Here is a 15,083-nt window from a genome sequence, read left to right as displayed (position 1 = left end):
GGATCAAAGAAATGCAACTGAACAAAGTGCTGAAAGGGCTGATGCTGGCACTGCCTGTTATGGCAATCGCTGCGTGTAGTTCTAACAAGAGCGCCAACAACGAGAGCGGCGAAGGTATGCTGGGCGCCGGCACTGGTATGGACGCTAACGGTAGCAATGGCAACATGTCATCTGAAGAACAGGCTCGCCTGCAGATGCAACAGTTGCAACAGAACAACATCGTATACTTCGGTCTGGATAAGTATGATGTTTCTTCTGACTTCGCTGCAATGCTGGATGCACACGCTAACTTCCTGCGTAGCAACCCATCTTACAAAGTGACCGTAGAAGGTCATGCGGACGAACGTGGTACCCCGGAATATAACATTGCGCTGGGTGAGCGTCGTGCTAGCGCTGTTAAGATGTACCTGCAAGGTAAAGGCGTTTCTGCAGACCAGATCTCCATCGTTTCTTACGGTAAAGAAAAACCAGCAGTACTGGGTCATGACGAAGCGGCTTACGCTAAAAACCGTCGTGCCGTACTGGTTTACTAAGAGAACTGCATGAACAGTAACCTCAGACATCACTTGTTGAGTCTGTCGTTACTGGTTGGCATAGCGGCCCCCTGGGCCGCTACTGCTCAGGCGCCAATCAGTAGTGTCGGCTCAGGCTCGGTCGAAGACCGTGTCACTCAACTCGAGCGTATTTCTAACGCTCATAGTCAACTTTTAACTCAACTCCAACAACAACTCTCTGATAATCAAAATGATATTGATTCCCTGCGTGGTCAAATTCAGGAAAGCCAATACCAATTGAATCAGGTTGTTGAGCGTCAGAAGCAAATTTTATTGCAGATAGACAGCCTTGGTAGTGGTGCAGCAGCAGGACAAGCGGCTGGTAGTACCGATCAGGGGGCTGCAGCGGCAGCTACACCTGATGCTGGTGCTGCAGCTGAAACACCAGCTGCAGCAGCCCCAGTGCAAGGTGGTGACGCTAACAGCGACTACAATGCGGCTATTGCCATGGTGCAGGATAAGTCCCGTCAGGATGAAGCCCTTGCTGCATTTCAGAGTTTTGTTAAAAAGTACCCAGATTCAACTTACCAGCCAAATGCAAATTATTGGTTAGGTCAGTTGAATTACAACAAGGGGAAAAAGGATGATGCGGCGTTTTATTTTGCCTCTGTGGTGAAAAATTACCCGAAATCACCTAAGGCTCCAGATGCAATGTATAAAGTCGGTGTGATCATGCAAGACAAAGGCGATACCGCAAAAGCGAAAGCTGTGTATCAACAAGTGATCAAACAGTTCCCAAATACCGAAGGCGCAAAGCAGGCTCAAAAACGTCTGAATGCGATGTAGTGTGTGCGGCCTGACCAGATATTGCTGCTTTTCTGGTCAAGCCGGACAAAACACAAGCCATTAGGTGATCTTGATCGAAATTCTTGTTGCGTCAAAATCTTAAATCAGTAATATATGCCGCCGTTGCCAAGGGATATCAAACAAACCGAAAGTGACACGAAATTGGGGCGTTAGCTCAGTTGGTAGAGCAGTTGACTTTTAATCAATTGGTCGCAGGTTCGAATCCTGCACGCCCCACCAATTTCGATGCAGTTTGAAAGAAGTGAACGTGAAGGGTTTGAACCTGCAGCAGGTTCGAGTTGAGCGCAAGCGAAACAACGTTGCATAGCAACGACCCGAAGGGTGAGGCCAAAGGCCGAATCATCCTGTACGCCCCACCAATTTCGATGCAGTAAGTATTTGAAGAAGCAGTAAACCGCATAGCGGGGCGTTAGCTCAGTTGGTAGAGCAGTTGACTTTTAATCAATTGGTCGCAGGTTCGAATCCTGCACGCCCCACCAATATTTAAGTAGTGCGAAGTAAGTGAGTCGTGAAGGGTTTGAACCTGCAGCAGGTTCGAGTTGAGCGAAAGCGAAACAACGTTGCATAGCAACGACCCGAAGGGTGAGGCCAGAGGCCGAATAATCCTGCACGCCCCACCACTCCTCGAGTGAAAGCATCTTCGATATTAGCAGTAAACCGCATTGCGGGGCGTTAGCTCAGTTGGTAGAGCAGTTGACTTTTAATCAATTGGTCGCAGGTTCGAATCCTGCACGCCCCACCAATATTTAAGTAGTGCGAAGTAGTATGAAGTAGTACCGAAGTTTGGGTGATTAGCTCAGTTGGTAGAGCACCTCCTTTACACGGAGGGGGTCGGCGGTTCGAGCCCGTCATCACCCACCATTCGGGGCGTTAGCTCAGTTGGTAGAGCAGTTGACTTTTAATCAATTGGTCGCAGGTTCGAATCCTGCACGCCCCACCAAATTCAGAAAAAAGCGCCTTTGGGCGCTTTTTTCGTTTCTACAGTCCGAACGACTTCTTCCTTCTGCAGAAGGAAGGCATTGGGCTTAGGTAACTGTAAATTCCTCACGACAATCCCGCCATAATTCGCTATCTTGTTTAGCATACAAAACAACCGTGGCCATTTCTGGTAGGTCTTCGCCAGAATAGTGCTAATTTGGTTAAGTCAGTCAAACGAGAAAGCACTATGAGCGTAATGTTCGATCCAGAAGCAGCGATTTATCCCTTCCCACCTAAACCACAGCCTTTGAGCGCGGATGAAAAGCAATTTTACCGTGAGAAAATCAAGCGCCTGCTGAAAGAGCGGAATGCTGTGATGGTGGCTCATTACTACACTGATCCTGAAATTCAGGCTCTGGCTGAAGAGACGGGGGGCTGTATCTCTGATTCGCTGGAGATGGCGCGTTTCGGAGCCAATCATCCAGCAACCACGCTGTTGGTGGCTGGGGTGCGCTTTATGGGGGAAACCTCGAAAATCCTGAGCCCAGAAAAAACCGTTCTGATGCCAACTCTTAATGCAGAGTGCTCTTTGGATCTCGGCTGCCCAATCGAAGAGTTCAACGCCTTCTGCGATCAACACCCTGATCGCACAGTGGTGGTCTATGCTAATACTTCCGCAGCGGTAAAAGCGCGTGCGGATTGGGTTGTGACTTCCAGCATTGCAGTTGAATTAATTGAACATCTGGACAGCCTGGGCGAGAAAATCATCTGGGCACCGGATCGTCATCTGGGAAATTACGTTCAAAAGCAGACTGGTGCTGACGTGTTGTGCTGGCAAGGTGCGTGTATTGTGCATGACGAGTTTAAAACTCAGGCATTGACCCGCATGAAAGCACTTTATCCGGATGCAGCAGTATTGGTTCACCCTGAATCACCGCAAGCAATCGTTGATTTGGCCGATGCTGTCGGTTCTACCAGCCAACTGATTGCTGCAGCGAAAACGTTGCCCCACAAGAAACTTATAGTGGCCACGGATCGTGGCATTTTCTACAAAATGCAGCAGGCATGCCCGGATAAAGAATTGTTCGAAGCGCCAACCGCAGGAGAAGGTGCAACGTGCCGTACCTGTGCACATTGCCCATGGATGGCGATGAATGGCCTTAAAGCCATCGCTGAGGGATTGGAGCAAGGCGGAGCGGCACACGAGATCCATGTTGATGCTGCGCTGCGTGAGGGCGCGCTGGTGCCTTTAAATCGAATGTTAGATTTTGCCGCTGAGTTGCGACGCAACGTTAAGGATAATGCGTAAGGATTTTATCCTGTCATATTTGAAGCTGCATCTATGTTGGCTACGTTCACGTACCCTTGATGCAGCTCCAATTATTTTGGGAATACCTTAAGGAGCGAATATGGACTTTTTTAGCACGCAGAACATTTTGGTTCACATACCCATCGGGGCTGGCGGGTATGATTTATCGTGGATTGAGGCAGTCGGGACAGTGGCGGGTTTACTGTGTATCTGGCTGGCAAGTCTTGAGAAAATCAGCAACTACGCATTTGGTTTAATTAACGTCACTCTATTTGCGATTATTTTCTTCCAGATTCAACTCTATGCGAGCCTGTTGCTACAACTGTTCTTCTTTGCAGCTAATATTTATGGCTGGTATGCCTGGTCGAGACAGACCAGTGACAATCAGGCTGCACTCCATATTCGTTGGTTACCGTTACCTAAGGCGCTGGCCTGGATTGTATTCTGCGTCGGTGCTATTGGACTGATGACAATCTTCATCGACCCGGTATTTGCTTTCCTGACTCGTACGGCGGTTTCCGTTATGCAGGCTTCAGGCATGAATGTAACGATGCCTGATCTTCAACCTGATGCTTTCCCATTCTGGGACTCTTGCATGATGGTACTGTCCATTGTGGCGATGATTCTGATGACTCGTAAGTACGTCGAAAACTGGCTACTTTGGGTGATCATTAACATGATTAGCGTGGTTATTTTTGCCTTGCAGGGCGTCTATGCAATGTCGCTGGAGTATTTGATCCTGACGTTTATTGCGCTCAACGGTAGCCGCATGTGGATCAAAAGTGCGCATGAACGGGGTTCACGCGCCTTTTCCTAATCAGTGGTGATGATGAGCATGGCCATGATGGTCATGCTCGTTTAAGTCGCAATCCTGCCCCTGGCAAAGCTGATACTCCATCTGCACCGTCGCATGCTCAATCTGATATTCCTCTTTTAAAAAATGGTGGATGCGTTCTAGCAGAGCATCGTGATCGTGCGGAGGTACCACCTGAACATGAAGAGTCATCAACGGTTTCTCACCAACTAACCAGATATGGACATGATGAACATTCCGTACTTCCGGGATGGTTCTGGCCAGTTTGCGCTTCAGTACCGGAATATCAAAAGCATGAGGTGCGCCTTCGAGAAGTTCATTGACGCTCTCTTTGAGCAAACTCCATGCGCTACGTAGCACCAGGCACGAAACCAGGATGGAAAGGATAGGGTCAATAGGTGTCCAGCCTGTCCAAAGAATGATCAGTGCCGCAGCAATGGCTCCTACCGAACCTAACAAATCTCCCAAAACGTGCAGAGCTGCAGCGCGAACGTTAATATTTTTTTCTTCGTTTCCGCGATGCAAAATCCAGAACGAAAATAGATTCGCCAGTAACCCGGCAAACGCAATAATCAGCATCGTCCAGCCGGCTATGGGTTGCGGATGATAAAAACGAACTACTGCCTCCCAGACAATCAGAATGGTTATCACCACCAGAGCAATGGCATTCACAAAGGCTGCAAGTGTCGTCAACCTTAACCAACCGAAGGTATGGCGAGTATTTGCTGGACGGCGCGCAAACTGTACTGCCAGCAAAGCCACCAGTAATGCCGCTGCATCTGTCAGCATATGACCCGCGTCAGCGAGCAGGGCAAGCGAGCCAGAAAGCACACCACCGATGACTTCGGCCACCATAAAGATTGCTGTGACGGCAAAAGCCCACAGAAGGCGCCTGGAGTTGGAATCACTCGGGGTATGTTGATGTGTATGCGCCATGGTTCCTCTGTATCCGTAAAGCAACAATGCGCTAATTATAACCACTAACATTGATAACTTGTTGAATAACGCTCATAAAAAAGGAGAGCCTAAGCTCTCCCCTTTATTTTCCGGGCTTAATTTACTGCGAGGTGCCGTCCACTTTCGTGTTCACGTCATCTCCGCTACCGGTTTCTACCTTTTTGTTCATATCCGGGCATTTCCCGTCCTTACACATCGAATTTTTATGGATTTCATCTTTGCTCATCCCATCGTTGGTCATACCGCTGCTGCTGGTTGAGCCATTAGGATGAAGCATAGTGCCGCCATTATTGATATTGCTATTATCGACGTTTTTGGGTGCGAGATTCTGATTCGCGTCGGGTGCAACCTGGCCTGCTTCGGCACTTGCATTTGCCTGACCGTTATTGCTCCCGCTGGTTTCAGCGGCCATTGCCAGACTGCTTGCTACAGAAAGGGTTGCTGTCAGGAAAAGTGCAGTTAATTTATTCATTTAATGCTCCTGTTATGGTCGTTATTGCTGGGTAACTTCTTCCAACAGTGCACTGGCTTTATTCTGTGCCTGGTGCTTTTATTGGCTAAATATGTCAGCCATGAAAGCCGCATCAGAATACAATTTTGCTAATTGAGTGTTTTTCAGTGTTAACAATTAAAAATTGTAGCGGGAAACCGGGTTTTTACCATTTTTTGACGCTTTTTAGGTCGTTTCCAGGAATATTCTGCCTGAAGTGTAAAAGCCCGTTTACACTTCAGGTCTGAAGCGATAGATTGAAAGGATTGCAACTAAGCTAAATCTCAAGGCCATTCCCGGAAATATCATGAATTATCAGAATGACGACTTACGTATTAAAGAAATCAACGAACTTTTACCGCCAGTAGCGCTGCTCGAAAAATTCCCCGCCACTGAAAAAGCCGCCGCAACCGTATCTGGCGCGCGCAAAGCGATTCATAAAATTCTGAAAGGAAATGATGATCGCCTGCTGGTTGTCATTGGCCCTTGCTCAATTCACGATATCAAAGCTGCGAAAGAGTATGGCGCGCGCTTATTAACACTGCGTGAAGAATTGCAAGGTGAGCTGGAAATCGTTATGCGTGTCTACTTCGAAAAACCACGCACAACGGTGGGCTGGAAAGGTCTGATCAACGATCCGCATATGGACAGCAGCTACCAGATCAACGATGGCTTGCGTATTGCCCGTAAGTTATTGCTGGATATCAACGACTCTGGTCTACCAGCGGCAGGTGAGTTCCTGGATATGATCACCCCGCAGTATCTGGCGGACTTGATGAGCTGGGGTGCCATTGGTGCACGTACTACAGAATCTCAGGTTCACCGTGAGCTGGCGTCTGGCCTTTCATGCCCGGTTGGCTTCAAAAATGGCACTGACGGCACCATGAAAGTTGCGATCGATGCGATCAATGCAGCTGGTGCGCCACACTGCTTCCTGTCTGTGACCAAATGGGGCCACTCTGCCATCGTTACTACCAGCGGAAATGGCGACTGCCACATCATCTTGCGCGGCGGTAAAGAGCCAAACTACAGCGCAGCGCATGTTGCTCAGGTGAAAACCGATCTGCAAAAAGCTGGCCTGCCTGCCCAAGTGATGATCGACTTCAGCCACGCGAACAGCAGCAAGCAGTTTAAGAAGCAGATGGAAGTGTGCACAGATGTTTGCCAGCAAATTTCTGGTGGTGATGCCGCGATTACTGGTGTGATGATTGAAAGTCACCTTGTAGAAGGCAACCAGAACCTGGAAGGTAGCGAGCCGCTGGTTTATGGCAAGAGCGTGACCGATGCATGTATCGGTTGGGAAGATACCGAAACCGTACTGCGCCAGCTGGCTGATGCAGTAAAAGCACGCCGCGGCTAAGTTTTAACGCGATAACAATAAAAAAGGCGTGGTTTTCACCACGCCTTTTTCACATCTAACGAATTACTTCGCTTTACCCTGGTTTGCTACTGCTGCGGCTTTTGCTGCAATTTCATCAGCATTGCCCAAATAGTAGCGCTTCAGCGGTTTGAAGTTCTCGTCGAACTCATACACCAACGGCACGCCAGTTGGGATATTCAGCTCAAGAATTTCGTCTTCGCTTAGGTTATCGAGGAATTTAACCAATGCACGCAGGGAGTTACCGTGAGCGGCAACAATCACACGCTCGCCGCTTTTCATGCGTGGCAGAATGGTTTCGTTCCAGTAAGGGATAACGCGATCGATAGTCAGCGCCAGGCTTTCAGTTACCGGCAGCTCTTTATCGCTCAGGCTTGCATAACGTGGATCATGGCCTGGGAAACGTTCGTCATCACGCGTCAGCTCTGGAGGTGTGATAGCAAAGCCACGGCGCCATTGCTTAACTTGCTCATCACCGTATTTCTCAGCAGTTTCAGCTTTGTTCAGACCCTGAAGTGCACCGTAGTGGCGCTCATTTAGCTTCCAGGATTTCTCAACTGGCAGCCATGCCTGGTCCAGTTCATCGAGGATATTCCACAGTGTATGGATGGCACGTTTCAGCACTGAGGTATAAGCAAAGTCGAAAGAGTAGCCTTCATCTTTCAGTAGTTTACCTGCAGCTTTCGCTTCAGTTTTACCTTTCTCAGACAGATCAACGTCATACCAACCGGTGAAGCGGTTTTCGTTGTTCCACTGGCTTTCACCGTGACGAACCAGAACCAGCTTAGTAACAGCCATAGTTTACTCCTTAATAAGCCTGCGATTAATGATAACGATTATCATTATATTGCCGCAAAGGGGCAAGCGGCAATGCTAAACGTTTAACATAGCGAAAAAGAGTGTGGAGTGTAAGGTGGATGTGAATGGTTGTTATATTTTTGTCGCTAAACGGTGGGAAATCCAGCGATCAGGATAAGATTCGCCCTCCATTGTGGAGGGCGAAAAATTTAAAGCGCAATAAACTCGTATTCTGTAATGCTTAAATACTCTTCATTTGGCTGTAACCAGCAATCGGGTTGTGGCCATTCAGGGTGATTTGGGCTGTCCGGCAGGAACTCGCTTTCGAGCGCCAGGCCCTGATAAGCACTATAGGTACCTTGCTCCCTTGCTGGTGTTCCTTCCAGGTAATTTCCGCTATAAAACTGCAGAGCAGGGGCGGTGGTATAGACCGTCATTTGCAGTTTATTATCGCTCGACCAGACATGTGCAGCGGGCAGGCTGGCATCACCTTGCGCCTGCAACAAGAAAGCGTGGTCGTAGCCTTTCACCAACACCTGGTCGTTGTCATGCAGGAAATCATCGGCGATAGTTTTTGCTGTGCGGAAATCAAAGCCTGTGTTCGTAACATCGGCAAGTCCAGCTTGCGGGATACCGTTGCTGTCGACGGGTAAATAGCTATCTGCCAGCAATTGAAGGCGATGTTGACGAATATCGTTTTGCTTACCATCGAGATTGAAATAAGCGTGATTAGTCAGATTTACCGGGCATGGTTTACTGGTTTTGGCACGGAATTCGACGGTGATACAGTTATCTTCGGTAAGGGCATAACGCGCAGTTGCGCGCAACTCACCGGGGAATCCCTGGTCGCCGTCTTGAGAATCAAGTGTATATAGCACCTCATGCTCATTCTGGCGCACAATCCGCCAGCGGCGTTTGTCAAAACCATCAGGCCCACCATGCAACTGATGTGCGCCCTGATTTGCTGTCACTTTAACAGTGACGCCATCGCGCTCAAACTGGCTGTTAGCAATGCGGTTGGCATAACGCCCAACGGTTGCACCCAGATAAGCGGATTGATTCAGATAATCTTCCGGCGTTTCGCAGCCAAGCAGCGTTTCACGCACGCTGCCGTCTTTCATCGGCACGCGGCACGAGAGCAGGGTAGCGCCCCAGTCCATTACTGTGACCACCAGCCCTGCGCTATTGCGCAGGGTGGAGATGCGGAAGGGTTGCCCGTCAGGTGCGAGCTGTGGAGTCTCTTTTAGCATTGACCAGCGCCCTCCGAAGGTTTGCAGACATAGAAGGTTTCTTTGATACCGGTTTTCGCTTCGTACTGTTTTTCGACAGCCTGTTTAACCGTTGTAACTAAATCTTCCGGAATCAGCGCCACGATACAACCACCGAAGCCGCCGCCAGTCATACGCACGCCGCCTTTATCGCCGATAGTCGCTTTGACGATTTCAACCAAAGTATCGATTTGTGGCACGGTGATTTCAAAATCATCGCGCATAGAAGCGTGAGATTCAGCCATCAGCACGCCCATACGTTTTAAATCACCTTTTGCCAACGCATCAGCGGCCTCTACGGTGCGGATGTTTTCAGTCAGGACGTGGCGTACGCGTTTCGCAACAATCGGGTCAAGCTCATGAGCCACTTCATTAAACTTGGAGAGCTCAACGTCGCGCAGTGCTTTCTGCGTGAAGAAACGCGCGCCGGTTTCGCATTGCTGACGGCGGGTGTTGTATTCGCTGCCTACCAGAGTACGTTTGAAGTTACTGTTGATAATGACGACAGCAACGCCTTTCGGCATCGAAACCGCTTTAGTGCCGAGCGTGCGGCAATCGATCAGCAATGCGTGATCTTTTTTGCCTAACGCTGAAATCAACTGATCCATGATGCCGCAGTTACAGCCGACGAATTGGTTTTCAGCTTCCTGGCCATTTAAGGCAATTTGCGAGCCATCAAGCGACAGGTGATAAAGCTTCTGGAACACAGTACCTACCGCGACTTCCAGTGATGCCGATGAACTCAGGCCTGCACCTTGTGGCACGTTACCGCTAATCACTAAATCTGCGCCGCCGAAGTTTTTATCACGCTTTTGCAGATGTTTAACGACACCGCGAACATAGTTGGACCACTGTTGTGTGTCGTGGCTCAGAATTGGCTTATCGAGCGAAAATTCATCTGTTTGGTTATCGTAATCTGCAGCAATCACGCGCACCAGACGGTCGTCACGCTTCGCGCAACCGATCACCGTTTGGTAATCGATAGCACAAGGCAGCACAAAGCCATCATTGTAATCGGTGTGCTCGCCAATCAGGTTAACCCGGCCTGGAGCCTGAATTGTATGGGTCGCCGGATAACCAAATTGTTCGGCGAAGAGATGTTGGGTTTTATCTTTCAGACTCATTTTTTATTCTCCGGATTGGCGAAAGTGAATATCGGATACGGCACGCAAGCGTTCTGCGGCTTGCTCTGCGGTTAAATCACGTTGGGTTTCAGCCAGCATTTCATAGCCGACCATAAATTTACGCACTGTTGCGCTACGCAGCAGTGGCGGATAGAAGTGAGCGTGTAACTGCCAGTGACCATTTTCCTCACCGTTAAACGGTGCACCGTGCCAGCCCATGGAATACGGGAATGAGCACTGGAAAAGGTTGTCGTAACGGCTGGTCAGTTTTTTCAGCGCCAGGGCCAAATCGCTGCTTTGCTCGGCGCTAAGATCGGTGATGCGTAGAATATGGGCTTTTGGCAGCAGCAGCGTTTCGAACGGCCACGCGGCCCAGTAAGGAACTACAGCAATCCAGTGTTCGGTTTCTACCACCGTACGACTACCGTCTTTAAGCTCGCGCTGTGCGTAATCGACCAACATCGGCGAGCCATTTTCGGCAAAGTATTCGCGCTGCAGCACATCTTCACGTGCCACTTCGTTTGGTAGGAAGCTATTTGCCCAAACCTGGCCGTGCGGATGCGGGTTGGAGCAGCCCATTGCTGCGCCTTTATTTTCAAAAATCTGCACCCACGGATAGGTTTTACCCAGATCCGCAGTCTGTTCTTGCCAGGTTTTGACCACTTCTTCCAGTGCTGTTACGGAAAGTTGCGGCAGCGTTTTGCTGTGATCTGGGGAGAAGCAGATAACCCGGCTGGTACCGCGAGCGCTTTCACAACGTAAAAGTGGATCGCTGTTTTCAGGCGCGTCTGGCGTGTCCGTCATCAACGCGGCAAAGTCGTTAGTAAAAACAAAAGTGCCGGTATATTGCGGATTTTTATCGCCAGTGACGCGCGTATTCCCCGGGCACAAGAAACAATCCGGATCGTGCGTCGGTAATGTTTCCTGTGATGGTGTTTCCTGGGCCCCTTGCCATGGGCGCTTAGCCCGATGCGGAGAGACCAGAATCCATTGTCCGGTTAGGGGGTTAAAACGGCGATGTGGATGATCCACCGGGTTAAACTGCTCCATCACATTTCCTTAGTCTGGATAACCTTGAGGATGGCGAGACTGCCAGCGCCAGGTATCATCTGCCATTTCTTGCAGAGTCCGGCTGACACGCCAGTTAAGTTCTTGATCGGCTTTGGTGGCATCTGCCCAATAAGCGGGGAGATCACCTTCACGGCGCGGGGCGAAGTGATAATTCACCGGCTTGCCGCAAGCGGTACTGAAAGCGTTGATCACATCCAGCACGCTGCTACCAACGCCTGCGCCGAGATTATAAATATGCACGCCAGGCTTGCCTTGTAGTGTTTGCATTGCTGCAACATGGCCATCGGCAAGATCCATAACGTGAATGTAGTCGCGCACGCCAGTACCGTCTTCGGTTGGGTAATCGTTACCAAAGACTGCCAGTGAATCACGACGTCCTACTGCAACCTGCGCGATGTACGGCATCAGGTTGTTGGGAATGCCTTGCGGGTCTTCGCCCATATCGCCTGATGGATGTGCGCCAACCGGGTTGAAGTAACGCAGCAGCGCCACGCTCCAGTTTGGCTGGGCTTTTTGCAAGTCAGCCAGAATCTGTTCAACCATTAACTTGCTGCGGCCATATGGGCTTGCAGGTGTGCCGGTTGGGAAACTTTCAACGTAAGGGATTTGCGGCTGGTCGCCATAAACTGTTGCAGATGAACTGAAGATGAAGTTGGTGACATTAGCCGCGCGCATGGCAGAAATCAGGCGCAAGGTGCCGGTAACGTTGTTGTCGTAATATTCCAGCGGCTTGTTAACCGATTCGCCAACGGCTTTGAGCCCGGCAAAATGGATTACGGCATCAATTTGATGATCGTGGAAAATTTCAGCCAGCAATGCTTCATCACGGATATCGCCGTCAATGAACAGAGGGTGTTTGCCGCCAAGACGTTCAATTACTGGCAGCACACTACGTTTGCTATTGCACAAATTGTCCAGAATGACGACATCATGACCATTTTGCAGTAGTTGCACGCAGGTATGACTGCCAATGTAACCGCTACCACCTGTTACCAATACTCTCATTTTGCTCTCCATTACGCGTATGGTATGTATTAAACATAGCATAACAGAGATGGCAAAAGTGTGACATGGGATAAATTAGTGGAATCGCTTACACTAGTATTTCAACGGCGGCCTTTAGCAGTAAAAATGATTATAAAACAAATGGTAGCTACGAGGATGTTGCGGGTTGTCTGAAAGTAGGGTGGCAAAACGAAAACGTAGCCACCCCGGCGGAAAGGGCTTTATCTTTCAGGCGCTATAAATCTTCAAACTCGTAGCGATAAGCGTCGTCATTAGCAACGAAAGTCAGCCGCTTAGTGATGCATTCAGGCGCGTCTTCGGCATGGTGAGAGACAAACAGTAATTGCGTTTCCCCTTCACCAATCAAAATATCAATGAAACGACGCACTAGCTGGCGGTTTAATGGGTCGAGCCCTTGTAGTGGTTCATCCAGAATCAATATCGTTGGGTGTTTAACCAACGCACGGGCAATCAAGGCAAGGCGCTGCTGGCCCCATGACAGACTATGGAATGGCGCATCAGCGATGGCGTTATCCATACCGAGCATGTTCAGCCATTCGCGGGCAAGTTTATGCTGGCGGTCCGAAACAGCCTGATAAATGCCAATCGAATCAAAATATCCTGAAAGAACAACGTTTCTTACTGTGGTGCTCACGCGATAATCCAGATGTAAGTTACTGCTGACGTAACCGATATGCTTTTTGATATCCCAGATGGTTTCGCCGCTGCCGCGACGGCGGCCAAACAGTGTCAGATCGTTACTGTAGCCTTGCGGATGATCGCCAGTTACCAGGCTCAATAATGTTGATTTACCCGCCCCGTTGGGGCCAACAATTTGCCAGTGTTCACCAGGGTTTACCGTCCAGGAAAGCTTGTGCAGGATAGGCCGCTCATTATATTCCACCACACCATCACGCAAAATAATGCGCGGCTGATCGGCAGGCAGAGTGTAACGAGCACTTGGGTCATCAGCTTCTGGCAGCGCAACGCCTGTTAGTTTTTCGCTGTGGGCAAGCTGCGCAATTAACGCCTGTTCCAGCAGTTTTTGTTTTTCGCCCACTTCAATCAGCGCACAATCTGCCAGCACGCCAGCATGCTGTACAAAATCAGGGATTTCATCGAAGCGATTAAGCACCAGCACCACGGTGTAACCCTGTGTGCTTAGTTCACCTAATAGCCCTGCCAATTGTTCACGGGACTGCACATCCAGCCCGTCAAACGGTTCGTCGAGAATAAGCAAATCAGGCTGCGACATCAGCGCCTGGCAAAGCAGCGTTTTGCGCGTCTCTCCGGTTGAAAGGTATTTAAAACGGCGAGTCAGTAACGGGGTAATACCAAAAAGCTGCGCTAGTTTCTGGCAACGGTTTTCATCTTTGACTTCATCCTGAATAATTTCCGCCGTCGTGCGACCCGTGTCGTCTTCGTCCGGGCTCAACAGGTCAGTGTTATTGCGCTGCCATTCATCGCTGACCAATTTTTGCAGCTGTTCAAAGGAAAGATGAGCAATACGAGAAAACGAGCACTGGCGCTCGCCTTTCTGTACGGGTAGGGAACCCGCAAGTGCACGGGCGAGGGCTGATTTCCCACTACCGTTAGCGCCCACAAACGCCCAGCTTTCACCGGCGTTAATGGTTAAATCATTGAGGGCCAGAGTTCGGGTATCGCTAAGGTGAAATATCCCTTGCGAAATTTGCAACGTCGACATAGATCATCCCATTTTTTGCAGTCATTAAACTCAGATTTACGGATTGCCTGTCTTGTTGTCAATTCGCCAGGTTTTTTTAGCACAGAGTGGCGATAATCACTCGATCGGCATTAAAAAATGCTATGACTTCAGCACCTTCTACCAGTTTCTGAATTTCCACCACGTTATTCGGAACGGTCGCACATAACGTTTGTCCATCAGGCAATTGCACCAGAACTTCGCTTTGTTCCGCACCTTGCTGAATATTGCTGACAATGCCGGCGAGCTGGTTGTCTGCGCCGCTGGCACGTTTTGTATCGGTGGTGATTTCCACCCACGGCGCTTTAATCAAAACAAGGACTTCTTTGCCTTCGCTCAAACCCAGGCGTTCTGCGCTTTGACGCGTAATTGCTGCTTGCAAACGTGTGGTGCCATCAGCCAGTAAGATATCGACGTGCTGTTGTACTTGCTCGCTGTTGCGATGCAGAACAGTGCCAAAAAGCTGATTACGGGCGCTGGTTTGCAATGAGAATCGTGAAATTGCAGCGAGTAGACTATCGAGTGGTAGCGCGTCATCACGCAGCACATCAAAGGCTTTTTGTTGGATTTGCGCGAGCAGTTCATACAGTTGGATAAGACGTTCACCATAACGTGTAAGTATCGCGCCGCCACCGCCTTTACCGCCTGTTGCTCGTTCAACTAATGTCTCATCGCTTAACTGATTCATCTCATTGATGGCATCCCAGGCACTTTTGTAGCTGATGCCTGCAAGCTTCGCACCCTGGCTAATTGAGCCGGTATGTTGTATTTGTTTAAGTAGCGCGATACGACGTGGATCGGCGAACAGCCGCTGCTGGAGTTTCAGCGTCAGTAAAATTTCAGCTTGCATAACCGCTCCGTAATAAG

The 15,083-nt window shown here is 49.6% G+C and carries 14 protein-coding genes, 5 tRNA genes and 2 other RNA genes; 12 read left to right on the top strand and 9 right to left on the bottom strand.

Annotated elements, in window-relative coordinates; translation table 11 throughout:
• Window positions 1-11: 11 nt before the first annotated feature.
• The 11 genes from pal (at window position 12) to pnuC (ending at window position 4,405) form a co-directional block, all read left to right on the top strand.
• A complete protein-coding gene (pal, locus tag LVQ76_RS16880) occupies window positions 12-533 on the top strand; it encodes a peptidoglycan-associated lipoprotein Pal (protein WP_064512605.1) in 522 nt (173 codons plus the stop codon).
• Between the two features lie 9 nt (window positions 534-542).
• Window positions 543-1,340, top strand: coding sequence for a cell division protein CpoB (gene cpoB / locus LVQ76_RS16875; RefSeq protein WP_232922097.1), 798 nt, complete (start codon window positions 543-545; stop codon window positions 1,338-1,340).
• Window positions 1,341-1,504: 164 nt separating this feature from the next.
• Window positions 1,505-1,580, top strand: a tRNA-Lys gene (locus LVQ76_RS16870).
• A gap of 14 nt (window positions 1,581-1,594) precedes the next feature.
• A non-coding RNA gene (locus LVQ76_RS16865) (RtT sRNA) lies at window positions 1,595-1,720 on the top strand.
• Window positions 1,721-1,764: 44 nt separating this feature from the next.
• Window positions 1,765-1,840: transfer RNA gene (locus LVQ76_RS16860), tRNA-Lys, on the top strand.
• Between the two features lie 15 nt (window positions 1,841-1,855).
• Window positions 1,856-1,981: non-coding RNA, RtT sRNA (locus tag LVQ76_RS16855), on the top strand.
• Window positions 1,982-2,027: 46 nt separating this feature from the next.
• A tRNA-Lys gene (locus LVQ76_RS16850) sits at window positions 2,028-2,103 on the top strand.
• Between the two features lie 43 nt (window positions 2,104-2,146).
• Window positions 2,147-2,222 (top strand) — tRNA-Val (locus LVQ76_RS16845).
• A gap of 3 nt (window positions 2,223-2,225) precedes the next feature.
• Window positions 2,226-2,301: transfer RNA gene (locus LVQ76_RS16840), tRNA-Lys, on the top strand.
• Window positions 2,302-2,526: 225 nt separating this feature from the next.
• Window positions 2,527-3,588 carry a quinolinate synthase NadA gene (gene nadA / locus LVQ76_RS16835; RefSeq protein WP_232922096.1) on the top strand — a complete coding sequence of 354 codons (1,062 nt, stop codon included), beginning with the start codon at window positions 2,527-2,529 and terminating at the stop codon, window positions 3,586-3,588.
• Window positions 3,589-3,688: 100 nt separating this feature from the next.
• Window positions 3,689-4,405, top strand: coding sequence for a nicotinamide riboside transporter PnuC (gene pnuC / locus LVQ76_RS16830; RefSeq protein ID WP_232867033.1), 717 nt, complete (start codon window positions 3,689-3,691; stop codon window positions 4,403-4,405).
• On the opposite strand, the gene zitB is transcribed toward pnuC, so the two are convergent.
• Together zitB and LVQ76_RS16820 are read right to left on the bottom strand one after the other, a co-directional pair.
• The gene (gene zitB / locus LVQ76_RS16825; protein WP_232867034.1) at window positions 4,406-5,338 is read right to left on the bottom strand and encodes a CDF family zinc transporter ZitB; all 933 of its coding nucleotides are present in this window, start codon (window positions 5,336-5,338) and stop codon (window positions 4,406-4,408) included.
• A gap of 121 nt (window positions 5,339-5,459) precedes the next feature.
• Window positions 5,460-5,831: a YbgS-like family protein gene (locus LVQ76_RS16820; protein WP_151994519.1), complete on the bottom strand. Its 372-nt coding sequence runs from the start codon at window positions 5,829-5,831 to the stop codon at window positions 5,460-5,462.
• A gap of 325 nt (window positions 5,832-6,156) precedes the next feature.
• On the opposite strand from LVQ76_RS16820, the gene aroG reads away from it, so the two are divergent.
• Window positions 6,157-7,209: a 3-deoxy-7-phosphoheptulonate synthase AroG gene (gene aroG / locus LVQ76_RS16815; RefSeq protein WP_232866909.1), complete on the top strand. Its 1,053-nt coding sequence runs from the start codon at window positions 6,157-6,159 to the stop codon at window positions 7,207-7,209.
• Window positions 7,210-7,272: 63 nt separating this feature from the next.
• Here the strand turns inward: aroG and gpmA are convergent, their stop codons facing one another.
• From gpmA to modE, 7 genes are all read right to left on the bottom strand, one after another.
• Window positions 7,273-8,025, bottom strand: coding sequence for a 2,3-diphosphoglycerate-dependent phosphoglycerate mutase (gene gpmA, locus LVQ76_RS16810; protein WP_064512586.1), 753 nt, complete (start codon window positions 8,023-8,025; stop codon window positions 7,273-7,275).
• 209 nt (window positions 8,026-8,234) lie between these two features.
• Window positions 8,235-9,275: a galactose-1-epimerase gene (galM, locus tag LVQ76_RS16805; RefSeq protein WP_232904390.1), complete on the bottom strand. Its 1,041-nt coding sequence runs from the start codon at window positions 9,273-9,275 to the stop codon at window positions 8,235-8,237.
• On the bottom strand, window positions 9,269-10,417 hold the full coding sequence (galK, locus tag LVQ76_RS16800; RefSeq protein ID WP_232922095.1) for a galactokinase: 1,149 nt from the start codon (window positions 10,415-10,417) through the stop codon (window positions 9,269-9,271). The genes galM and galK overlap by 7 nt, the downstream gene beginning before the upstream one ends.
• Window positions 10,418-10,420: 3 nt before the next feature.
• Complete coding sequence (gene galT / locus LVQ76_RS16795) at window positions 10,421-11,467, bottom strand: galactose-1-phosphate uridylyltransferase (RefSeq protein WP_232922094.1); 1,047 nt, start codon at window positions 11,465-11,467, stop codon at window positions 10,421-10,423.
• 9 nt (window positions 11,468-11,476) lie between these two features.
• Window positions 11,477-12,493: a UDP-glucose 4-epimerase GalE gene (galE, locus tag LVQ76_RS16790; protein ID WP_232866898.1), complete on the bottom strand. Its 1,017-nt coding sequence runs from the start codon at window positions 12,491-12,493 to the stop codon at window positions 11,477-11,479.
• 235 nt (window positions 12,494-12,728) lie between these two features.
• Window positions 12,729-14,198, bottom strand: coding sequence for a molybdate ABC transporter ATP-binding protein ModF (gene modF, locus LVQ76_RS16785; protein WP_232904388.1), 1,470 nt, complete (start codon window positions 14,196-14,198; stop codon window positions 12,729-12,731).
• Between the two features lie 76 nt (window positions 14,199-14,274).
• Window positions 14,275-15,066, bottom strand: a complete 792-nt coding sequence (modE, locus tag LVQ76_RS16780) for a molybdenum-dependent transcriptional regulator (protein WP_232922093.1) — start codon at window positions 15,064-15,066, stop codon at window positions 14,275-14,277.
• Window positions 15,067-15,083: the final 17 nt, after the last annotated feature.

It is taken from the genome of Buttiauxella cochleicola, from assembly GCF_021283185.1.
Classification (GTDB): domain Bacteria; phylum Pseudomonadota; class Gammaproteobacteria; order Enterobacterales; family Enterobacteriaceae; genus Buttiauxella; species Buttiauxella massiliensis.
Note: the sequence above shows the minus strand (reverse complement) of the source record. Positions and strands in the feature narration are given on the sequence as shown.